The sequence below is a fragment of the Streptomyces sp. NPDC023723 genome, assembly GCF_040639815.1.
GTDB lineage: Bacteria > Actinomycetota > Actinomycetes > Streptomycetales > Streptomycetaceae > Streptomyces.
In genome coordinates, this window is the sequence record NZ_JBFAAP010000012.1 from 80912 (window position 1) to 103103 (window position 22192).

At 73.5% G+C, this 22192-nt stretch carries 18 protein-coding genes and 1 riboswitch; of the genes, 11 read left to right on the top strand and 7 right to left on the bottom strand.

Annotation, left to right across the window (positions count from 1 at the left end):
- Positions 1-197 precede the first annotated feature (197 nt).
- Both AB0G32_RS16280 and AB0G32_RS16285 read right to left on the bottom strand, forming a co-directional pair.
- Entirely contained in the window at positions 198-1148 is a 951-nt protein-coding gene (locus AB0G32_RS16280; RefSeq protein WP_361163032.1) for a sucrase ferredoxin, read from the bottom strand.
- Positions 1149-1248: 100 nt separating this feature from the next.
- The gene (locus AB0G32_RS16285) at positions 1249-2487 is read right to left on the bottom strand and encodes a citrate synthase family protein (protein WP_361163034.1); all 1239 of its coding nucleotides are present in this window, start codon (positions 2485-2487) and stop codon (positions 1249-1251) included.
- A 185-nt stretch (positions 2488-2672) separates the two neighbouring features.
- On the opposite strand from AB0G32_RS16285, the gene AB0G32_RS16290 reads away from it, so the two are divergent.
- Positions 2673-3836 (top strand): citrate synthase, encoded by a 1164-nt coding sequence (locus tag AB0G32_RS16290; RefSeq protein WP_361163036.1) that lies wholly within the window; start codon positions 2673-2675, stop codon positions 3834-3836.
- Between the two features lie 141 nt (positions 3837-3977).
- Here the strand turns inward: AB0G32_RS16290 and AB0G32_RS16295 are convergent, their stop codons facing one another.
- Together AB0G32_RS16295 and AB0G32_RS16300 are read right to left on the bottom strand one after the other, a co-directional pair.
- The gene (locus tag AB0G32_RS16295; protein ID WP_361163038.1) at positions 3978-4214 is read right to left on the bottom strand and encodes a hypothetical protein; all 237 of its coding nucleotides are present in this window, start codon (positions 4212-4214) and stop codon (positions 3978-3980) included.
- 170 nt (positions 4215-4384) lie between these two features.
- Positions 4385-4912, bottom strand: a complete 528-nt coding sequence (locus AB0G32_RS16300) for a DUF6082 family protein (protein WP_361163040.1) — start codon at positions 4910-4912, stop codon at positions 4385-4387.
- Between the two features lie 283 nt (positions 4913-5195).
- Between AB0G32_RS16300 and AB0G32_RS16305 the strand changes: the two genes are divergently transcribed.
- Positions 5196-6353, top strand: coding sequence for a GTP-binding protein (locus AB0G32_RS16305; RefSeq protein ID WP_361163042.1), 1158 nt, complete (start codon positions 5196-5198; stop codon positions 6351-6353).
- Here the strand turns inward: AB0G32_RS16305 and AB0G32_RS16310 are convergent.
- Entirely contained in the window at positions 6350-8806 is a 2457-nt protein-coding gene (locus AB0G32_RS16310) for a DNA topoisomerase IV subunit A (protein ID WP_361163044.1), read from the bottom strand. The two genes, AB0G32_RS16305 and AB0G32_RS16310, sit on opposite strands and share 4 nt — an antisense overlap.
- Before the next feature lie 605 nt (positions 8807-9411).
- Between AB0G32_RS16310 and AB0G32_RS16315 the strand changes: the two genes are divergently transcribed.
- From AB0G32_RS16315 to AB0G32_RS16330, 4 genes are all read left to right on the top strand, one after another.
- Positions 9412-10767: a pitrilysin family protein gene (locus AB0G32_RS16315; protein WP_361163046.1), complete on the top strand. Its 1356-nt coding sequence runs from the start codon at positions 9412-9414 to the stop codon at positions 10765-10767.
- On the top strand, positions 10764-12152 hold the full coding sequence (locus AB0G32_RS16320) for a pitrilysin family protein (protein WP_361163048.1): 1389 nt from the start codon (positions 10764-10766) through the stop codon (positions 12150-12152). Before AB0G32_RS16315 ends, AB0G32_RS16320 begins: the two co-directional genes overlap by 4 nt.
- A gap of 202 nt (positions 12153-12354) precedes the next feature.
- Positions 12355-12515: riboswitch (cyclic di-AMP (ydaO/yuaA leader) on the top strand.
- Between the two features lie 12 nt (positions 12516-12527).
- Positions 12528-13292: a M23 family metallopeptidase gene (locus tag AB0G32_RS16325; RefSeq protein ID WP_361163050.1), complete on the top strand. Its 765-nt coding sequence runs from the start codon at positions 12528-12530 to the stop codon at positions 13290-13292.
- Between the two features lie 186 nt (positions 13293-13478).
- A complete protein-coding gene (locus tag AB0G32_RS16330) occupies positions 13479-14174 on the top strand; it encodes a GntR family transcriptional regulator (RefSeq protein ID WP_361163052.1) in 696 nt (231 codons plus the stop codon).
- Between the two features lie 192 nt (positions 14175-14366).
- Here the strand turns inward: AB0G32_RS16330 and AB0G32_RS16335 are convergent, their stop codons facing one another.
- On the bottom strand, positions 14367-14648 hold the full coding sequence (locus AB0G32_RS16335) for an HPr family phosphocarrier protein (RefSeq protein ID WP_361163054.1): 282 nt from the start codon (positions 14646-14648) through the stop codon (positions 14367-14369).
- A 180-nt stretch (positions 14649-14828) separates the two neighbouring features.
- On the opposite strand from AB0G32_RS16335, the gene AB0G32_RS16340 reads away from it, so the two are divergent.
- From AB0G32_RS16340 to AB0G32_RS16355, 4 genes are all read left to right on the top strand, one after another.
- The gene (locus AB0G32_RS16340) at positions 14829-17657 is read left to right on the top strand and encodes a GNAT family N-acetyltransferase (RefSeq protein ID WP_361163056.1); all 2829 of its coding nucleotides are present in this window, start codon (positions 14829-14831) and stop codon (positions 17655-17657) included.
- An 88-nt stretch (positions 17658-17745) separates the two neighbouring features.
- Complete coding sequence (locus AB0G32_RS16345) at positions 17746-18342, top strand: DUF5998 family protein (protein WP_215170084.1); 597 nt, start codon at positions 17746-17748, stop codon at positions 18340-18342.
- Complete coding sequence (locus AB0G32_RS16350; RefSeq protein WP_361163058.1) at positions 18342-19535, top strand: nucleotide pyrophosphatase/phosphodiesterase family protein; 1194 nt, start codon at positions 18342-18344, stop codon at positions 19533-19535. The genes AB0G32_RS16345 and AB0G32_RS16350 overlap by 1 nt, the downstream gene beginning before the upstream one ends.
- A 41-nt stretch (positions 19536-19576) precedes the next feature.
- The gene (locus AB0G32_RS16355) at positions 19577-20227 is read left to right on the top strand and encodes a thymidine kinase (protein ID WP_361163060.1); all 651 of its coding nucleotides are present in this window, start codon (positions 19577-19579) and stop codon (positions 20225-20227) included.
- Between the two features lie 10 nt (positions 20228-20237).
- On the opposite strand, the gene AB0G32_RS16360 is transcribed toward AB0G32_RS16355, so the two are convergent.
- A complete protein-coding gene (locus tag AB0G32_RS16360; protein WP_361163062.1) occupies positions 20238-21044 on the bottom strand; it encodes a VOC family protein in 807 nt (268 codons plus the stop codon).
- A gap of 252 nt (positions 21045-21296) precedes the next feature.
- Here AB0G32_RS16360 and AB0G32_RS16365 point away from each other — a divergent pair, with 252 nt between their 5' ends.
- On the top strand, positions 21297-22148 hold the full coding sequence (locus tag AB0G32_RS16365; RefSeq protein ID WP_361163064.1) for a sulfurtransferase: 852 nt from the start codon (positions 21297-21299) through the stop codon (positions 22146-22148).
- Positions 22149-22192 lie beyond the last annotated feature (44 nt).

Sequence of the window (22192 nt, forward strand, 5' to 3'; positions counted from 1 at the left end):
GGGTGTGAACGCGGAGACGCGGATCCTTCGCGGCGAGCGCAGCCGGTGGTGGGGGTGGGGTCGACGCTCCGGACGCTCCGGTGCTGGGTGAGTCCGTACGGGGGCCAGGATGTGGTCACCCGGCGAGTGCCAGAGCCCGTACGGGGGCCCAGGACGTGGTCACCCGGCGAGGACCACCGCCCCCCCACCGCCAGTCCTCACCCGGCGAGGGCCACCGCCCCCACCACCGCCAGTTCACGGATTCCGGTGACCTCCATCCGCGCGGGTGAGCCGAGTACCGAGGCTCCGCAGCTTTCCGGGCGCGGCGGCTGCGACGCGCCCTGGGCCACCGTGACCCGCCAGTGCCGGCCGTCGACGTGCGCCACGGTCACCTCCCAGTGCGGTGCCGCCCCGTCGGTGCGCACGACGCCGAGCGTCTCGGCCGCGTACTCGCCCACCGCCGCGCGGACGGCCAGTTCGGCGGCCTGCCCGGGCCGCTCCCAGGCCGAGCTGCCCCGGCACCCGGTCAGGACGATCCGCCGCTCCCGCACGCCCCGCAGGATCTCCCCGACGACGTGCGCGTCGACCCGGCCGTACGCGTAGCCGTACGGCAGGACCAGCACGGTCGGCGAGAACCGGTGGCCGCCCAGATGCGTGACCTCCCAGACGCCCTCGGTCCCGGCGGCGGCGAGATCCGCGGCCAGCGGTCGGCCGAGCAGCGCGCAGCACCGGTCGCGCTTGCCGTTGGTACAGACGAGGACCAGGGGGTCGCCGGTGTGCGGCCCGCCGCGCAGCACGGTGTCGAAACCGCGCCGGTCGCCCCGGCCGAGCGCGGCGAAGTCCAGGTCGAGCAGGCGGGCCGGGTCGGCGACCGTGGCGGCGCGCAGCCAGGTGGACCCCGGCGCGCTGTGGGCCGCGTAGACGCGCCGTTCGGCGGACGTGCCGGGGTCCGCGTGGCGTCCGGGGCGGCGGATGAGCGCGATCCGCACGCCCGTGCCGCGCGTGGCCTTCTCCAGGGCACGGCCCAGGGCGGGGTCCAGGTGGCTCGCGGTGAGCGCCTTGGCACCCCACGGGCCGGGCTGCTCCAGCAGCAGCCAGGTCCGGGTGGTCGCCGCGGTTCCCGAAACGGGCTCGTCGAGGTCCTGGGAGACGGTTGAGCACCTACTCACAGAGGTGAGCCTAACCTGAGTTGACAGCGGTGGCCTCCCGCCGCACTCGGACAGCCGCCGGTGGAGTGACGCCGGCGCCGGTACTCGCCCGGTGGCCGGGCTACCCCGGCAGCGGCCGGGGCGGGCGTGGCCCCACGTACAGCCCGCTCGGCCGCATCCGCAGCGGCCGTTCCGCGTACTCCTCCAGGGCGTGCGCGATCCAGCCCGCCGTACGGGCCACCGCGAAGATCGTCTCGCTCGCCGAGGACGGCATGCCGCAGGCGACGGTCAGTGCGGCGAGCGCCAGGTCGACGTTGGCGTGCAGCGGGGTGTGCCGGGCCGCGGTGGCGACGACGTCCTGGGCCGCCGACAGCACGGGCGCGGCCCGGGGAATCTCCGCCAGGAGGGCGAACAGGGCACGCGCGCGGGGGTCCTCGCCCGGGTACAGGCGGTGCCCGAGCCCGGGGACCCGGCGGCCCGCCCGCAGTTCCTCCGCGACCACCGGCGCCGCGCTGCCCCGGTCGAGCACGTCGACCAGCATCCGGTGGGCGAGACCGCCGGCCGCGCCGTGCAGCGGTCCCTCGAGCACACCCAGCCCCGCGGACACGGCGGCGTACGGGTGCGCCCGGGCCGACGCGGCGACGCGCACGGCGAGCGTCGAGGCGGCCAGGTCGTGGTCGGTGAGCAGAGCGAGGGCGGTGTCCAGCGCCTCCAGCGACTCCGCGTCGGCGGGCAGTGGGCTGAGCCGCGTCCACAGCCGGTGGGCGATCCGCTGCTGACCGGCGGGTTCGCGCGACACCGGCGGAAGGGCGGCGACCAGGGTGGGGATCAGGGTCCGGGCGGTGCCGAGCACGGCCTCCTCGGCCAGGTCGAAGCGCAGCGGGTCGGCGGTCGCGGCGGCGATGGCGGCGACCCGCAACCGGTCGGTGGGTCCGGTGTGCTCGGGCAGGGCGTCGGCCGCGCGGCGGGCGACGGCGACGGAGGTCTCCGGCGCGGTGAAGACGGCCCCGGGCTGCGGCCGCCCGGTCCACAGCCACTCGGCGACCTCCTCGTAGCTGTGCCGCCGGGCCAGTTCGACCGCGTCCACGCCCCGGAAGTAGAACCGGTCCCGGTCGATGAGCGTGAGATGCGTCCGTACCGCCGGTTCACCGCCGGGCGACGGGGCGGTGCCGCTCTCGCGCCGGTTGCGCCGGGCGAGGGCCCGCACCTCCTTGGCGTCGAAGGTGCTGCCCCGGCCGCCCGGAACCCGCCGGCTGCCGAGCAGACCGCGGCTGACGTACGCGTACACGGTCTCCGGTTTCACGCCGAGCAGTTCGGCGGCCTCCTTGGTGCTCAGCCGGCCGGGCTCCTGATCGCGCATGGCGGTCACCGTATCCACCTTCATCCCTCAACCGATACAGACGATATGCATTGACTCAATCAATATTGACACAGCACTAATCAATTATGGACAGTCACATCAATACGAGGAAGAGAGTCACGAGGCAGAGGCCATGAAAGAGGCCACGAGAAAGGCCATGAGAAAAGGCCACGAGGAGGAGCAACATGTCCCGAAACACGTCCGCGCACCCGACCGAGGTGCCGCGGGGGCTCGCGGGAGTCGTCGTCACCGACACCGAGATCGGTGACGTACGCGGAACCGAGGGCTTCTACCACTACCGCCAGTACTCCGCGGTCGAACTCGCCGAGACCCGCGGCTTCGAGGAGGTCTGGCACCTGCTGGTCCACGGCGACCTGCCGGACGCGCCGCGCGCCGCCGCGTTCGCCGCCGAGACCGCCGCGCTGCGCCGGCTGCCCGCCGAGGTGCGGGCCGCGCTGCCCGCCGTCGCGGCGGCGCAGGGCCGGTCCGGCCCGCTCGCCGGGATGCGCACGGCCCTGTCCCTGCTGGGCGCGGCACGCGGCTTCCGGCCGGTGTACGACATCGAGGCCGGCCGCCGCCGCGAGGACACCCTGGTCGCGGTCGCGGCCGTCCCCACGCTGCTCGCCGCGCTGCACCGGCTGGGGCAGGGCCGGGAACCCGTCGAGCCGCGCGAGGACCTGCCGTACGCGGCGAACTACCTCTACATGCTCACCGGCAGCGAGCCGGACGAGCGGCGGGCCCGGGCGATCGAGCAGTACCTGATCTCCACCGTCGACCACGGTTTCAACGCCTCGACGTTCACCGCGCGGGTCATCGCCTCGACCGGAGCGGACGTCGCGGCCTGCCTCGCGGGCGCGGTCGCGGCACTGTCCGGACCGCTGCACGGCGGAGCGCCGAGCCGGGCCCTGGACACCCTGGACGCGATCGGCACGCCCGACCGCGTCGACGGCTGGATCCGTGACCGCGTCCTGGCGGGCGAGCGCATCATGGGCTTCGGCCACGCCGTCTACCGCACCGAGGACCCCCGCTCCCGGATGCTGCGTGCGGTGGCCCGGGGATTCGGCGGTCCCCGCGTCGAGTTCGCCATCGAGGTGGAGCGCCGGGTCGAGGCCATCCTCGCCGAACTGAAGCCGGGCCGGGAACTGCACACGAACGTGGAGTTCTACGCCGGCGTCGTCATGGAACTCTGCGGTCTGCCGCGCGAGATGTTCACCCCGACCTTCGCCGCGGGCCGGGTCGTGGGCTGGAGCGCCCACATCCTGGAACAGGCCCGGGACACGAAGATCATCAGGCCGGCGGCCCGGTATGTGGGGCCGGAGGTGGCGGTGGGGGCGGGTGCCCGGGGCTGAGGAACGCGTGCGGCCTGGTGCCGTGTTCGGCGCCAGGCCCAGGCGGTGGAGCGTCGAGCAGGAACGGGGGTGCCGGGCTGCTCGCCGGAAGGTCCGGCCCGGCCGACGGTGGGTGCGGCCGGCCGGCGGAGCGAGCGGTGCTCAGGCGTCGGGGATGTCCGCCTTGGCACGGATCAGGGTTTCCCGGCTCACGACGACGATGCGTTCGTAGTCGGCGCGGGCGGCGTCGGCGGGCAACTCGCGTTCCAGCGCCTCAGTGGCCTCGGTGCCGATGACGGCGAAGTTGCCGTCACTCAGTTCGAACAGGTCGGGACAGGTGGATCCCGAGGCACTGCCCCGCGCGCTGGGAGGCACACCGATGCGGCGCACGATCTTCAAAGGTACTGATCCTTAGGTGCAGAGGGACTGAATGAAGCAGTATCGACCACACGCTACTGGTGCCGCGGAGGCAGGAGTGACCGGATGGCCGAAGACACTCCGTCGTGTCCTCCGCGCGCATGTGTTGACCTGCGGCGCCGCCGGCTGCCGTCAGCCGGTCCGGGCGGCTTTCAGACGACCCACCACTCATCGGTGTCGGCCTCGTCGAGTTCCTTCACGAGTTCGTCGACGAGCCGCCCGAGCCGGGCCTCCTCCGCCCCGTTGAGGGCCGCACGCGGGCGTTTCGAAGCCGCCCAGTACTCACGGAAGATCGGGTTCTGGAGGAACTCCCGCAGATGCCCGGAGAACTCCTCGTCTCCGATCAGCCCCGCTCGATGGATGTGATACAGGTTGACGTACCACGCGTTGGCGTAGAAGAACTGACGGCGCCGCTCCGCCGGGATGCTCTTGTCGTAGGTGTCGATGACGTCGGCCAGGGACGGATCGTCGATCGCCCGCATCAGCAGTTCCCAGTGCATGAGCTGCTGGTGCGCCAGCGACTTGCGCCGGATCGCCAACTCCTCCAGTTCCAGCTCTCGTTCCCGCTGCCGGGCCGTCACTCGCCGCCGGTGCGCGGCCAGTGCCAGCGCGGCCGTGGCGAGCAGCAGACCGGCCGTGGTGGAACCGAGCCCTCCTGCACTGTCTTTCCGTGTGACCATGTCAACCCCCGATTCACACAACCGTCCGCCGGTCGTCGCGTGCGGGGCGGCTGACGGGGACCGGCGAGCGGCAGGCGGCGCTTGCCACCTCCAGAGTGCCGAGCGGCTCTGATCGGCGGGGAGGCGGAGAGGCGGCGCACGGAGGGAAGCGGGGTCGCACGCACCGGCGCCTTCTCCAACGTCTGCCCCGTGCGCGCTGCTAACAATCGTTCACTTCGAGGCGTTTCCGGGACTCGTATCCTGAGGTTGCACACGGTCCGGCAGGCGTGAGAGAGGCAGCACATTGGGGCAGAGTCCGACCCCGCGGGTACCGACCCGGCAGATTCCGGTGGTCATCCTCGCCGGATTCCTCGGTTCCGGGAAAACCACGCTCCTCAACCACCTGCTGCACCGCTCCGGCGGCAGCCGCATCGGCGCGATCGTCAACGACTTCGGTGCCATCGAGATCGACGCCATGGCGGTGGCCGGCGCGCTCGGCGACTCCACCGTCTCGCTCGGCAACGGCTGCCTGTGCTGCGCCGTCGACCCCGGTGAACTGGACGTCTACCTGGCCCGGCTGGCCCGCCCGGAGACCGGCGTCGACGTCGTCGTCATCGAGGCCAGCGGCCTGGCCGAGCCCCAGGAACTGGTGCGCATGCTGCTCGCCAGCGAACTGGAGGGCATCGTCTACGGCGGTCTGGTCGAGGTCGTCGACGCCGCCGAGTTCGACGACACCCGGGCCCGGCACCCCGAGATCGACCGGCATCTCGCCCTCGCCGACCTGGTCGTGGTCAACAAGCTCGACCGGGCCCCGGACGGCGGCGAGCGGGTACTCGGCCTGGTCGGCTCGCTCACCGACCGGGCCGCCGTCGTCCCGGCCGCCTACGGCCGGATCGACCCCGAGTTCCTCTTCGACTGCCGGCCGGCCGAGGAGCGGGTCGGGCAGTTGTCCTTCGACGACCTGCACGACCACACCCTGCCCGGCGGCCACGCCGGCCATCTGCACGCCGCCTACGACAGCCTGTCGTTCGTCTCCGACGTGCCGCTGGACCCGCGGCGCCTGATGCGGTTCCTCGACAGCCGGCCCGAGGGCCTGTACCGGATCAAGGGGTACGTCGACTTCGGCCCGTACGACGCGCACAACCGCTACCTGGTGCACGCCGTCGGACGCTTCCTGCGGTTCTACCCGGAGCCCTGGCCCCCCGCCGGCTCCGGCGCCGAAAGGCTGACCCAGCTCGTCCTGATCGGCACCGGCATCGACGCGCCCGCCCTCACCAAGGAACTCCAGGAGTGCGTGAGCCCCGCCCCGCACGCCGACGAGCACGGCATGTGGGGCGTCCTGCGCTACGTACCGGGACCGGCGGACGATCCGGACCCCGACGCCGGGGCGGCGGAGCCCGATTCCTGCCCGGACCCCGCCCCCGACCCCGACCTCGACCCCGATCCCGACCCGGACCGCTAGGCCGGTCCGGCCACCACCGCCACCGTCTTCGGCAGGGACACGCCCGAGCCGTCGCGGCGCGGGTCGGTCTCCGGGAGCTGGGCCGGCGTGCCGTTCTTCTGCGCGGCCAGGGCCGGCGTGGGGCCCGCCCAGGCCAGGGCCAGGCAGTCCTCGCCCTTCAGGAACCGCTGGCAGCGCACCCCGCCGGTGGCCCGGCCCTTGCGCGGATACTGGTCGAAGGGCGTCAGCTTCGCCGTGGTCTGCACCGAGTCGTCCAGCGTGCCGCGCGAGCCCGCCACGGTGAAGACCACCGCGTCCGCCGCCGGGTCGACCGCCGTGAACGAGATGACCTTCGCGCCCTCGGTGAGCTTGATGCCGGCCACCCCGCCGGCCGGCCGGCCCTGCGGACGGACCTGCGACGCCTGGTAGCGCAGCAGCTGGGCGTCGTCGGTGATGAAGACCAGGTCCTCCTCGCCGGTGCGCAGTTCGACCGCGCCGACGATCCGGTCGCCCTCCTTGAGGGTGATGACCTCCAGCTCCTCCTTGTTGCCCGGGTAGTCGGGCACCACCCGCTTGACGATGCCCTGCTCCGTGCCGAGCGCGAGCCCCGGCGAGGACTCGTCGAGCGTGGACAGGCAGACCACCGTCTCGTCGTCCTCCAGGGAGACGAACTCCGCCAGCGGCGCGCCGCCCGCCAGGTTCGGCGGGGACATGTCCGCCGGCAACTGCGGCAGGTCGACCACGTTGATCCGCAGCAGCCGCCCGGCGGACGTCACCACGCCGAACTCACCGCGGGCCGTGGCCGGCACCGCCGAGACGATCAGGTCGTGCTTGACCCGTTTGGCGCCGCCGTCCGAGGCGAACGGCTCGCCGTTCACCGTACGGGCCAGCAGTCCCGTCGAGGAGAGCAGCACCCGGCACGGGTCGTCCGCCACCTGGAGCGGCACGGCGGCGACCGGGGCGGACGCCGACTCCAGCAGGACGGTCCGGCGGTCGGTGCCGAACTTCTTGGCCACCGCGGCCAGTTCCGCCGAGACCAGCTTGCGCAGCTCCGCGTCGGAATCCAGGATGCGGGTCAGCTCCTCGATCTCCGCGTTGAGCCGGTCCTTCTCGGCCTCCAGCTCGATGCGGTCGAACTTGGTGAGCCGGCGCAGCGGCGTGTCCAGGATGTACTGGGTCTGCACGTCGCTCAGCCCGAAGCGCTCGATCAGGCGCTCCTTGGCCTGCGCGGAGTTCTCGCTGGAGCGGATGAGGCGGATCACCTCGTCGATGTCGATCAGCGCGGTGAGCAGGCCCTCGACCAGGTGCAGCCGGTCGCGGCGCTTGCCGCGGCGGAACTCGCTGCGCCGCCGCACCACGGTGAACCGGTGGTCGAGATAGACCTCCAGCAGCTCCTTCAGACCCAGGGTGAGGGGCTGGCCGTCCACCAGGGCGACGTTGTTGATGCCGAAGGACTCCTCCATCGGCGTCAGCTTGTAGAGCTGCTCCAGGACCGCCTCCGGCACGAAGCCGTTCTTGATCTCGATGACCAGGCGCAGTCCGTGCTCGCGGTCGGTGAGGTCCTTGACGTCCGCGATGCCCTGGAGCTTCTTCGCGCCGACCAGGTCCTTGATCTTGGCGATCACCTTCTCCGGGCCGACCGCGAACGGCAGCTCGGTGACGACCAGGCCCTTGCGGCGGGCCGTCACCGTCTCCACCGTCACCGAGGCGCGGATCTTGAACGTGCCGCGGCCCGTCGCGTACGCGTCCCGGACGCCGGGCAGGCCGACGATCACGCCGCCGGTGGGCAGGTCGGGGCCCGGCACGTGCTTCATCAGCGCTTCGAGGTCGGCGGCCGGATACCGGATCAGGTGCCGGGCGGCGGCGATGACCTCGCGCAGGTTGTGCGGCGGCATGTTGGTGGCCATGCCGACGGCGATCCCGGAGGCGCCGTTGACCAGCAGGTTGGGGAAGGCGGCGGGCAGCGCCTGGGGTTCCTGCTCCTGGCCGTCGTAGTTGGGGGCGAAGTCGACGGTGTCCTCGTCGATGGACTCCGTCATCAGGCCGGCCGCCTCGGCCATCCGGCACTCGGTGTACCGCATGGCGGCGGGCGGGTCGTCGTTGCCCAGCGAGCCGAAGTTGCCGTGGCCGTCGACCAACGGGACGCGCATCGAGAACGGCTGGGCCATGCGGACCAGGGCGTCGTAGATCGACGCGTCGCCGTGCGGATGCAGCTTGCCCATCACCTCGCCGACGACACGGGCGCACTTCACGTACCCGCGCTCGGGCCTGAGGCCCATCTCGTTCATCTGGTAGACGATGCGGCGGTGCACCGGCTTGAGTCCGTCGCGTGCGTCCGGCAGGGCACGGGAGTAGATGACCGAGTACGCGTACTCGAGGAACGAGCCCTGCATCTCGTCGACGACGTCGATGTCGAGGATCTTCTCCTCGAACGGATCGTCGGGCGGCGGGGTCTTCGTACTACGGCGGGCCATCGCTGCCGGCTCCTTGCTGAAGCGTGAACGGTGAACGGTGATCTGACGCGGTCCATTGTGGACCGCGGCACTGACAGCGACCGGCCAGGACCCGTCGCGGGCGCCCGGCCCGGTGCTGCCCGCAGGGTACGCCCTCACCCCCGGCGACCTGACGCGCACGCCGTCGCGCACCACCGGCCGCAGCTGCCGGCCGCGCCGGCTGCACCTCCGGGGGAGACCCGCGAGGAGACCGAGGGGAGACCCGCGAAACCAGACCCGCGAGACCCGCGCCGGTCCGCCGCGACAGGCACCCGACCGGCGTTCGCCGTGCGGCCTGCCGGGCCGGCTGCCCGGCCACGACCGCCTCCGTCGGCCCGAGCCCGGTCCCTCTGGCCCCCGGGAGACCCGGCCCCCGTCAGTTCCCCCCGCTTCCCTCCCGCCACTGCGCCCGCCCCGCGCCCCACCGCCGGAGGCGCTCGCTCTCGGCGTACCGGCGGCGGGAACTTCTCCGCTGCTCCGCGCGCTTGCATACAGTGGCAGGATCGGTAGGAATTCCGCAGTTCCGACCAGTGATTCGGTTCGGACCAGTGATTCCACCCAAGGTTTCCGCGAGCGAAGGGACGTACATGCCCATGGGTCACACGGCCACCGCCGAGGCAGGCTCCGGCGGGCTGACAGCGACCGAGTACCGCCTGGCCAACGGCCTGCGCGTGGTGCTCTCCGAGGACCACCTGACCCCGGTCGCGGCGGTGTGCCTCTGGTACGACGTCGGCTCCCGCCACGAGGTCAAGGGCCGTACCGGTCTGGCTCACCTTTTCGAGCACCTGATGTTCCAGGGCTCCGCCCAGGTCACGGGCAACGGCCACTTCGAACTGGTGCAGGGCGCCGGCGGCTCCCTCAACGGCACCACCAGCTTCGAGCGCACCAACTACTTCGAGACCATGCCCACCCACCAGCTGGAGCTCGCCCTCTGGCTGGAGGCCGACCGCATGGGCTCGCTGCTCGCCGCCCTCGACGACGAGTCGATGGAGAACCAGCGCGACGTCGTCAAGAACGAACGCCGCCAGCGCTACGACAACGTGCCCTACGGCACCGCGTTCGAGAAGCTGACCGCCCTCGCCTACCCGGCGGGCCACCCCTACCACCACACCCCGATCGGCTCCATGGCCGACCTGGACGCGGCCACCCTGGAGGACGCCCGCGCGTTCTTCCGTACGTACTACGCGCCCAACAACGCGGTGCTGTCCGTGGTCGGCGACATCGACCCCGAGCAGACCCTCGCCTGGGTGGAGCGGTACTTCGGCTCCATCGCCTCGCACGACGGCAAGCCCGCCCCCCGGGACGGCGCGCTGCCCGAGGTGATGGGCGAGCAGGTGCGCGAGGTCGTCGAGGAGGAGGTCCCGGCCCGCGCCCTGATGGCCGCCTACCGCCTGCCGCACGACGGCACGCGCGCGTGCGACGCCGCCGACCTGGCGCTCACCGTCCTCGGCGGCGGCGAGTCCTCCCGCCTCTACAACCGCCTGGTGCGCCGCGACCGCACCGCTGTGGCGGCCGGCTTCGGCCTGCTGCGGCTGGCCGGCGCCCCCTCGCTCGGCTGGCTGGACGTGAAGACCTCCGGTGACGTCGAGGTGCCGGTCATCGAGGCCGCCATCGACGAGGAGCTGGCCCGGTTCGCCGAGCAGGGCCCCACCGCCGAGGAGATGGAGCGGGCCCAGGCCCAGCTGGAGCGCGAGTGGCTGGACCGGCTCGGCACGGTCGCCGGACGCGCCGACGAACTGTGCCGCTACGCCGTCCTGTTCGGCGACCCGCAGCTCGCCCTGACCGCCGTACAGCGCGTCCTGGAGGTGACGCGGGAGGAGGTCCAGGAGGTCGCCAAGGCCCGCCTGCGCCCCGACAACCGCGCGGTGCTCGTCTACGAGCCCACCGCCCCGGCGGCCGACGCCGACGACGCCACCGACGAGAACGAGGAGGCGGCCAAGTGACCGAGCTGGCCACCATGGAATTCCACCCGCGGCCGCAGGCCGGCGAGCCCAGGCCCTGGGCCTTCCCGGCCCCCGGGCGCGGCACCCTCGGCAACGGTCTGACGCTGCTGCGCTGCGACCGCCCCGGCCAGCAGGTGGTGGCCGTCGAGGTGTTCCTGCGGGCGCCGCTGGACGCCGAACCGGCCGGCCTGGACGGGGTCGCCACCATCATGGCGCGGGCCTTCTCCGAGGGCACCGACAAGCACACCGCCGAGGAGTTCGCCGCCGAACTGGAGCGCTGCGGGGCCACCCTGGACGCGCACGCCGACCACCCCGGCGTCCGCCTCAGCCTCGAAGTGCCGGTCTCCCGCCTCGCCAAGGCACTCGGTCTGGTCGCCGACGCGCTCAGGGCGCCCGCGTTCGCCGACAGCGAGATCGAGCGCCTGGTGCGCAACCGGCTCGACGAGATCCCGCACGAGCTGGCCAACCCCGCGCGCCGGGCCGCCAAGGAGCTCTCCAAGGAGCTGTTCCCGGCGGACTCCCGGATGTCCCGCCCGCGCCAGGGCACCGAGGAGACGGTCGCCGGCATCGACTCGGCGGCCGTCCGCGCCTTCTACGAGAAGCACGTACGCCCCGCCACCGCCACCGCCGTGGTGGTCGGCGACCTCACCGGTGTCGACCTCGACGCGCTGCTCGCCGACACCCTCGGCTCGTGGACCGGCTCGGCCGCCGAGCCGCGCCCGGTGCCCCCGGTGACCGCCGACGACACCGGCCGGGTCGTCATCGTGGACCGCCCCGGCTCGGTGCAGACGCAGCTGCTGATCGGCCGCACCGGCCCGGACCGGCACGACAGCGTCTGGGCCGCGCAGGTGCTCGGCACGTACTGCCTGGGCGGCACCCTCACCTCCCGCCTGGACCGGGTCCTGCGCGAGGAGAAGGGCTACACCTACGGCGTCCGGTCCTTCGGTCAGGTGCTGCGGTCCGCGCCCGACGGCACCGGTGCCGCGATGCTCGCCATCAGCGGCTCCGTCGACACCCCGAACACCGGGCCGGCCCTCGACGACCTGTGGAAGGTGCTGCGCACGCTCGCCGAGGACGGCCTCACCGACGCCGAGCGGGACGTCGCCGTGCAGAACCTGGTGGGCGTCGCGCCGCTGAAGTACGAGACGGCGGCGGCCGTCGCGGGCACCCTGGCCGACCAGGTCGAGCAGTACCTGCCCGACGACTACCAGGCGACGCTGTACCAGCGGCTCGCCGCGACCGGCACGGTGGAGGCCACCGCGGCGGTGGTCAACGCCTTCCCGGTGGACCGCCTGGTGACCGTCCTGGTGGGCGACGCGGCGCAGATCAAGGCGCCGGTCGAGGCGCTCGGCATCGGCGAAGTCACGGTCGTCGGCGCCGAGTAGCGGCACGCGCGCGCGGGGCGGCTCCGGTGACTGTTCTGTCACCGGAGCCGCCCTATGTCCGAATGGGGCGAATTCATCCGGAGGTTGCCTGTCTGCCCTGTGGGATGAGCAACAAAAACCCCGTTGCGTTTGAGTCTTGAACGGACGCCCGCTTAGCGTCTCCCCGGCTGTTCGTCAGGCAGTGCGCCGCACCCGCGGCACCGGACAGTCATCGCCGAGTCCCCGTACGGCGCGAGCCAGGGGAGCCGGGGACCCATCGTCCCTGGGGTGAATCGGACACCCGCGCGGAGGCGAGGGGGTCCGTAGGAGACCTTCCTGCTCCGAACCCGTCAGCTAACCCGGTAGGCGAGAGGGAAGGAAAGGACCAGCCTCTACATGGCGTTCACGCGCGCCACCGGGAAGCACCGTCGTCCCGGCCGGATCCACCGCAGCACCGTCCGCGCGGCGGGTGTCGCGACCCTCACCACCACCGGCGTCCTGGGCACCCTCGCGGCCCCCGCGCTGGCCGCCGAGCCGTCCCCCGAGGACACCGGCCTCACCCCGGTCATCACCCTCGGCGACTCCGTGGCCCAGGAGGTCGGCGCCCAGGCGGACGCCCAGCGGCAGGCCGCCGAGGACGCCGCCGCCCGGGAGAAGGCCGAGGCGGACGCCCGGCAGCGGGCCGCCGAGGCCGCCGAGCAGGCCCGCGAGGCCAAGGAGCGCGCCGCCCGCGCGGCCGAGCGCAAGCGCCTGACCACCTACGTGGCGCCCGTCAGCGGCTCCTACGTCTCCACCGCCTACCGGGCCAGCAGCGGCCTGTGGTCCTCCGGCACCCACACCGGCATCGACTTCCACGCCGCGTCCGGCACCGCCGTCCACGCGGTCGGCGCCGGTACCGTCGTCGAGGCCGGCTGGGGCGGCGCGTACGGCAACCAGGTCGTGATCAAGATGCACGACGGTACGTACACGCAGTACGGCCACCTGTCGTCCATCGGGGTCTCGGTCGGCCAGACGGTCGACCCCGGCGAGCAGATCGCCCGCTCCGGCGCGACCGGCAACGCCACCGGGCCGCACCTGCACTTCGAGGCCCGCACCGGCCCGGAGTACGGCTCGGACATCGACCCCGTGGCCTACCTGCGCTCCCACGGTGTCACCGTCTGACCCCGCACGCCCCTTCGAAAGCCCCGGCTCCCCGAGCCGGGGCTTTCGGCGTTAAAGGTGACCAAAAACAGCCCAAGAACAGCCACCGAAACCGACCCCCCATCGGAAAGTGCGGCGCATTGCAATAGAGTCACTGAACACGCGTCAATCGTCGACGTTTCACGGGGATTAAAGCGGAGGTCGGTCATGCGTATTCCGGCGCACTCGGTATGCACGGCGATCCGGGACGACATCGTCGCCGGTGTCTACGAGCGCGGCAGCCGGCTCACCGAGGAACTGCTCGCCCGCCGCTACGGCGTCTCCCGCGTCCCGGTGCGCGAGGCCCTGCGGACCCTGGAGGCCGAGGGCTTCGTGGTGACCCGGCGGCACGCGGGCGCGTGCGTGGCCGAACCGACCGAGCAGGAGGCCGCCGACCTGCTGGAGATGCGGCTGCTGCTGGAACCGCTCGGCGCCGCCCGGGCCGCCCAGCGGCGCAGCGAGGCCCATCTGAAGGTGCTGCGCGGCCTGGTGCGGCTGGGCCAGGAGCGGGCCAGGCGGGGCAACAGCGACGACCTGCGCTCGCTGGGCGGCTGGTTCCACGAGACGCTCGCCCAGGCGGCCGGCAGCGCGTCCCTGACCACGACGCTGACCCAGCTGCGGCACCGGATCGCCTGGATGTACGCGGTGGAGGCGCCGGCCAGCCCGGCGGACACCTGGGCGGAGCACGGCGCGATCGTCGACGCGGTGGCCCGGGGCGACGGCGAGCGGGCCCGGTCGCTCACCGCGCTGCACACCGAGCGGTCCACGGCCGCGCACCGGCTGCGCTTCGCCCCGGCCGCCGACCGCGCGGAGCGTGTGAGGAACTCGCAACGTGCCGTAAACATGCCGAGCCTGCGTCATTAACACGGCCGCCGTATACAAAGAGGAGCTATTCGGCGAGACCTCGGCGAGGTCTATTTCCGCTGCCTATTTGCCGTGACCCGGCGGATGTTTTCGCCAGCGGTCCGGTGAATTACCGGCGTCCGGGTGCGGAAATGCGGAAGCCGTGCCGTCCCCGAAGGGTTGGCACGGCTTGACCGTGCTGCGCGCGGTGGCTCAGACGGTCTCCGGAAGCTCCTCGAGCCCCTCGGCGACCAGCTTCGCCAGCCGCTCCAGCGCGGCGTCCGCGCCCTCGGCGTCCGAGGCCAGGACGACCTCCTCGCCGCCCTGCGCGCCCAGCCCCAGCACGGCCAGCATGGAGGCCGCGTTGACGGGGGTGCCGTCGGCCTTGGCGATCGTCACCGGCACACCGGTGGCCGTGGCGGCCCGGACGAAGATGGAGGCGGGGCGGGCGTGGAGACCCTCGGCCCAGCCGACGTTGACGCGGCGCTCAGCCATGTGTTGCTGCCCTTCAGGTGATCAGGGTTGTCTGGATCAAGGTCTGGACCAAGATCGGCTCAAGGTCGGAGCAAGGTTGTCTAGACCAGTGACCGGTGACCAGTGTTCCATACGGTGTCCCCCCAGACTGCCCCAGTCGGCCCCGAGCCGTTGTCGTACCCGCGCCGTACGCTGGGCCCCATGGAGACCGCGCCGGACCGGCAGGAGTACCCCGCCCACTGGGAGGCGGACGTGGTGCTGCGCGACGGCGGCACCGCCCGGGTGCGTCCCATCACCGCCGCCGACGCCGAGCGCCTGGTCAGCTTCTACGAGCAGGTCTCCGACGAGTCGAAGTACTACCGCTTCTTCGCGCCCTACCCCCGGCTGTCCGCCAAGGACGTGCACCGCTTCACCCACCACGACTTCGTGGACCGGGTGGGGCTCGCGGCCACGGTGGGCGGCGAGTTCATCGCCACCGTCCGCTTCGACCGGATCGGCGCCGACGGCGCGCCCGCGCATGCCCCGGCCGACGAGGCCGAGGTCGCCTTCCTGGTCCAGGACGCCCATCAGGGACGCGGAGTCGCCTCCGCGCTCCTGGAGCACATCGCCGCGGTCGCCCGCGAGCGCGGCATCCGCCGCTTCGCCGCCGAGGTGCTCCCCGCCAACACCAAGATGATCAAGGTGTTCACGGACGCCGGATACACCCAGAAGCGCAGCTTCGAGGACGGCGTGGTCCGCCTGGAGTTCGGTCTCGAACCCACCGACCGCTCGCTCGCCGTGCAGTACGCGCGCGAGCAGCGCGCCGAGGGCCGCTCGGTACGGCGGCTGCTCGCCCCCGGCTCGGTCGCGGTGGTCGGCGTCGGCCGCACCCCCGGCGGCGTGGGCCGTTCCGTCCTAGACAACCTCAGGGAGGCCGGCTTCACCGGCCGGCTGTACGCGGTGAACCGCGCCTTCGACAAGGAGCGCGCGGAATTCGACGGGGTGCCCGCCCACCGATCCGTGCCGGAGATCGACGCGCCCGTGGACCTCGCGGTCCTCGCGGTCCCCGCCGAGCAGGTCCCGGCGGTCGTCGACGAGTGCGGGCGGCACGGCGTACGGGGACTGGTCGTGGTCGCCGCCGGGTACGCCGAGAGCGGCCCCGAGGGGCGCGAGCGCCAGCGCGCCCTGGTGCGGCAGGCGCGCGCGTACGGCATGCGCATCATCGGCCCCAACGCCTTCGGCGTCGTCAACACCGCACCCGAGGTCCGGCTCAACGCCTCCCTTGCCCCCGAGATGCCGCGCCCCGGCCGGATCGGGCTGTTCGCCCAGTCCGGCGCCATCGGCATCGCCCTGCTCTCCCGGCTGCACCGGCGCGGCGGCGGGGTCACCGGCGTGACCGGCGTCTCGACATTCGTCTCGTCCGGCAACCGCGCCGACGTCTCCGGCAACGACGTCATGCAGTACTGGTACGACGACCCGGACACCGACGTCGTCCTGATGTACCTGGAGTCCATCGGCAACCCGCGCAAGTTCACCCGCCTGGCGCGGCGCACGGCGGCGGTCAAGCCGCTGGTGGTGGTGCAGGGCGCCCGGCACGGCGGCGCGGCGCCGCAGGGCCACGCGGTGCGTGCCACCCGGCTGCCGCACGCCACGGTCTCCGCCCTGCTGCGGCAGGCCGGCGTGATCCGCGTCGACACCATCACCGAGCTGGTCGACGCGGGGCTGCTGCTGGCCCGGCAGCCGCTGCCCGCCGGGCCCCGGGTGGCGATCCTGGGCAACTCGGAGTCGCTGGGCCTGCTCACCCACGACGCCTGCCTGGCCGAGGGGCTGCGGCCGCTGTCCCCGCTGGACCTGACCATGGCCGCGGCCCCGGCGGACTTCCGGGCGGCGCTGGCCCGGGCGCTGGCCGACGACGCGTGCGACGCCGTGGTGGTGACCGCGATCCCGGCCCTCGGCGAGGGCGCGGCCGGCGACGCCGCCCTGGCCGAGGCCCTGCGCGCGGCCACCGTCGAGGCGCCCGCCAAGCCGGTCCTGGTGGTCCACGTGGAACTGGGCGGCCTGGCGGAGGCCCTGTCGGCGGCCACCAGTACGGCTCCGCAGGCCCGGACGAGCGCGGTCGCACAGCCGGCCACCGGGGAAGCGCCCGCCCCGGCCGACGAACCCCCCGCCCCGCGGCCCCCCGACGGCACCCACCTCATCCCCGCCTACCCCGCCGCCGAGCGAGCCGTCCGGGCCCTCGCGCAGGCCGTCGCCTACGCCCGCTGGCGGCGCGACACCGCCGAGCCGGGCAAGGTGCCGGAGTACGAGGACGTCGACGAGAAGGGCGCCGCCGAGCTGATCGGCGGCCACCTCGCGCGCGGCGCGGGGCTCACCCTCGGCGACGCGGAGACCTGCGAGCTGCTCGGCCGCTACGGCATCCAGGTCCACCGCACCCTGCCCGCCCCCACCCCCGACGCCGCCGTGGCCGCCGCGCGCGCCCTCGGCCGGCCGGTCGCCCTCAAGGCCACCGCCCCGCACCTGCGCCACCGCGCCGACCTGGGCGGCGTACGGCTGGATCTGACGGACGAGGAACAGCTGCGCCGCGCCTACGAGGAGTTGACCGACCTGTTCGGGACGCCGGCCGAGCTGCGCCCCGTGGTGCAGGCCATGGCACCGCGCGGCGTCGACACCGTGGTGCGGGCCGTCATCGACCCGGCGGCCGGCGCCGTGCTCTCCTTCGGGCTGGCCGGCGCCGCCACCCAGCTGCTCGGCGACATGGCGCACCGGCTGGTCCCGGTCACCGACCGGGACGCGGCATCACTCATACGTTCGATACGAACCGCTCCGCTGCTCTTCGGCTGGCGCGGTTCGGACCCGGTGGACACGGCCGCCCTGGAGGAACTGCTCCAGCGCGTCTCCCGCCTGGTCGACGACCACCCGGAGGTCGTCGCGGTCACCCTGGAACCGGTGGTGGTCGCCCCGCGCGGCCTCAGCGTCCTGGGCGCCTCGGTGCGCCTGGCCCCGCCGCCCGCCCGGGACGACCTCGGCCCGCGCACGCTCCCGGCGTACTGACCGCCCCCGCCCGACCGCCCCGCGAGGAGGCGGCCGCCGGAACCGGGACGGCCACGACCGTGCCGGGCAGTCAGTGGGCCCCCGTAGGATGGACGGCATGGCCAAGACCAGTACGACGACCCAGGGGCTGCGTGCGGCGATCGAGCGCAGCGGCTACTACCCGGCCCTCGTGGCCGAGGCGGTGGAGGCCGCCGTGGGCGGCGAGCCCGTCCGGTCGTACCTGGTCCACCAGGAGACCACGTTCGACCAGAACGAGGTGCGGCGGCACGTGACCGTGCTCGTCCTCACCGGCAACCGCTTCATCGTCAGCCACACCGACGAGCAGGCCGCCGACGACACCTCCCCGTCCCCCTACGCCACCACCTCCACCGAGTCCGTCAAGATCGGCCGGATCTCGTCCATCGTGGTCAGCCGGGTGGTCGCCAACCCCGAGCAGTACAAGCCGGGCACGCTGCCCCGCGAGATCGTGCTGACCATCGGCTGGGGCGCCGTCGCCCGCATCGACCTGGAGCCCGCCGCCTGCGGCGACCCCAACTGCGAGGCGGACCACGGCTACACCGGCAGCTCGACCGCCGACGACCTCAGCCTGCGGGTCAGCGAGGCCGGCGACGGACCGGAGACGGTGCGCCAGGCCCTCGCCTTCGCCCAGGCGCTCTCCGAGGCGACCGCGGACACCGCGCACTGATGTCTCAGTCCACCGCCTGGGACATCCACCCCGAACCGCTCCCGGTCGACTCCGCGCCCGTCCCCGAGTACGGCACCGGCTCCCTCGCCGACCTGCTGCCCACGCTCGCGGCCGGCATGGCCGTGCCCGGCACGACCGCGACGATCGGGGAACTGGCCCCCGCCGACCGGAACTGCGTCTTCCTGATCGACGGCCTCGGCTGGGAGCAGTTGCGCGCCCACCCCGAGTACGCCCCCTTCCTGACCTCCCTCCTCGGCAGCTCGCGCGGCGGCACCGGACGCCCGGTCACCGCCGGGTTCCCGGCGACCACCGCCACCTCCCTCGCCTCCGTCGGCACCGGCCTGCCCCCCGGCGCGCACGGCCTGCCCGGTTACACGGTCCGCGACCCGGCCACCGGCGAGCTGATGAACCAGCTGCGCTGGCAGCCCTGGACCGACCCGCAGGTCTGGCAGCCCCGCCCCACCGTCTTCCAGCTCGCCCACGCCGCGGGCGTGCACGCCGTGCAGGTCTCCGCCCCCGCCTTCCAGCACACCCCGCTGACCAAGATCGCGCTCAGCGGCGGCACCTTCCTGGGCCGCGAGTCCGGCGAGGACCGCATGGACCTGGCCGCCGAGCAACTGGCCGCCGCCGACCGCGCCCTGGTTTACACGTACTACTCGGAGGTGGACGGCGCCGGCCACCGCTTCGGCGTCGACTCCGACACCTGGCGCGGCCGGCTCTCCCACGTCGACCGGCTGGTCCAGCGGCTGGCCGAACAGCTCCCGCCGCGCACCGCCCTCTACGTCACCGCCGACCACGGCATGGTCGACGTGCCCTTCGACGAGGAGCACCGCGTCGACTTCGACGCCGACTGGGAGCTGCGGGCCGGCGTCGCCCTGCTCGGCGGCGAGGGCCGCGCCCGGCACGTCTACGCGGTGCCGGGCGCCCACGACGACGTCCTGGCCTGCTGGCGCGAGGTGCTCGGCGAGCAGTTCTGGGTCGCCTCGCGAGACGAGGCGATCGAGGCGGGCTGGTTCGGCCCGCACATCGAGGACCGGGTGTACGACCGGATCGGCGACGTCATCGCCGCCGCCCGGGACGACGTCCTGCTCATCGCCTCCGACCGGGAGCCGAAGGAGTCGGCGATGGTCGGCAACCACGGCTCGATGACCCCGGCCGAGCAGTTCGTCCCGCTCCTCGAAGTACGCTCCTGAACCGCACTGCCGTCCCGTTGCCGAAAGGTGCTCAACCCCTCATGCCCGAGCTGGTCTTCTTCTCCGGAACGATGGACTGCGGGAAGTCGACCCTGGCCCTCCAGATCGAGCACAACCGCTCCGCGCGCGGCCTGACCGGCATGATCTTCACCCGGGACGACCGGGCCGGCGAGGGCAAGCTCTCCTCCCGGCTCGGCCTGGTCACCGACGCGGTCGAGGTGGCGGACGGCACCGACCTGTACGGGTACCTCGTCGACCACCTCTCGCAGGGCGGCCGGGCCGACTACGTGATCGCGGACGAGGCCCAGTTCCTGGCGCCGGACCAGATCGACCAGCTGGCCCGCGTCGTCGACGACCTCGACCTGGACGTCTACGCCTTCGGCATCACCACCGACTTCCGCTCCAAGCTGTTCCCCGGCTCCCAGCGCCTGGTCGAACTCGCCGACCGGGTCGAGGTCCTCCAGGTCGAGGCGCTGTGCTGGTGCGGCGCCCGCGCCACCCACAACGCCCGCACGGTCGGCGGCGTCATGGTGGTCGAGGGCGCCCAGGTGGTCGTCGGCGATGTCGACCAGTCCCTGGACGAGGTGGGGTACGAGGTGCTGTGCCGGCGCCATCACCGCCGCCGTATGACGAGCGCCACGGCGCGGGCGGCGGCGCTGTCGCCGGACGTGCTGCCGGTACCGCCCGCCTGACGGCCCCCGTTCACCCCGGCGCGCGCTCCAGCAGCGCGAACCGCGCGCCCTCCCGGTCCGCCACCATCGCCACCCGCCCCAGGTCGTCCTCCCGCACCCCCTCCAGGACCCGCCCGCCCAGCCCGGCCACCCGCCGCACCGCGTCCGCCACGTCGGCCGTCTCGAAGTACGTCACCCAGTGCGGCCCCCGGTCCCGGGGCAGGGCGTCGCCCACGCCGCGGACGCCGGCGACCGGCCGGCCGTCGACATGCAGGGTGACGTAGTCGCGGCCGGTGGCGGGCACCGCCTTCTGCGCATGGCCGAACGCCGTCACATAGAACGTGGCGACGCCCGCCGCCGTGTAGGTGACCAGCTCGTTCCAGGCAGGTGTGCCCGGCACCCCGGTGACGGCCGTGCCCAGGTGGGCCGCGGCCTGCCAGACGCCGAAGACGGCGCCGGACGGGTCGGAGGCGAGCAGCATCCGTCCGGCCTCGGCCGCGTCCAGCGGTCCCACGGCGACCGTGCCGCCGCACGACCGCACGGTGCCGGCCGTGCGGTCCACGTCGTCGGAGGCCAGGTACGGCGTCCAGGCGACGGGCAGTCGCCGGTCCGGGGGCAGTTGTCCGATGCCGGCCACCTCCCGCCCGTCGAGCAGGGCCCGCAGATAGGGGCCGAGCTGCTGGGGGCCCGGCCGGAACTCCCAGCCGAACAGCGCTCCGTAGAACTCCTGGGTCGCCTCCAGGCCGTGTGCCATCAGGCTCACCCAGCAGGGTGTGCCGGGGATGCGCAGGGCGGTGTCATCGCCGTCCTGGCCGGCCCGTCCCCGTGACTCGGTCATCGTCGCTCTTCTCTCGGCCCCTCGCGGTGGCCGGTCGCTTCCGCACTGACGGACCCCCCGGCCGTACCGGCACCCGCCCCGGAGCTGAGCGCGTCAGCCCACCGCGCTGTCCGTTTCCGTACGCTGGTTGACGAAAGCCGATCGGCTGTACAGCATGTGCCCGATTCTGTACGCCCCGTGATCGGGGCTGCCCGGCGGGCAGGTTAACCCGACAGCGACGTGTCGGCCAGCCGGTGCGTCAGGATGGTGGCCATGAACGCCATCATCTCCGCAACCGACCTCGCGAGCGACCTGGCGGCGGCGGCCCCGCCGGTGCTGCTCGACGTCCGCTGGCAGCTGAGTGCGGCCAAGGCGGCCGGTGCGCCGCCGTTCGACGGCCGGGCCGCGTACGCGGCCGGTCATCTGCCCGGCGCGGTCTACGTCGATCTGGACCGGGAACTCGCCGCCGCGCCCGGTCCGGCCGGCCGGCACCCGTTGCCGGAGCTCGCCGAGTTCGGTGCCGCGATGCGCCGGGCGGGCGTGTCGGCCGGGCGGCCGGTCGTCGTCTACGACGGCGGCCAGGGCTGGGCGGCGGCTCGCGCCTGGTGGCTGCTGCGCTGGACCGGTCACCCGGACGTGCGGGTCCTCGACGGCGGACTGTCCGCCTGGCCGGGCCCGCTCACCACCGACGTCCCGGCGCCCGCGCCCGGCGACTTCGAGCCGGTCCCGGCCGCCGCCGGTCTGCTCGACGCGGACGGCGCCGCCGAACTGGCCCGCACCGGACTGCTCCTCGACGCCCGCGCGGGGGAGCGGTACCGGGGCGAGGTGGAGCCGATCGACCCGGTCGGCGGCCACATCCCGGGCGCGGTGTCGGCCCCGACGGCCGAGAATGTCGCGGCGGACGGGCGGTTCCGGCCCGCCGACGAACTCCACGCCCGTTTCAAGGAGCTGGGCGCCGCCGGGGACGTCCCGGTGGGCGTGTACTGCGGCTCGGGCGTCTCCGCCGCCCACGAGGTGCTGGCCCTCGCGGTGGCGGGCATGCCGGCCGCGCTGTACGTGGGTTCCTGGTCGGAGTGGTCGGCGGACCCGGAGCGCCCGGTGGCCGTGGGGCCCGACCCGAACTGAGGGAACGGGTAAGGGCCGCTCTCCTGGAGAGCGGCCCTTACCCA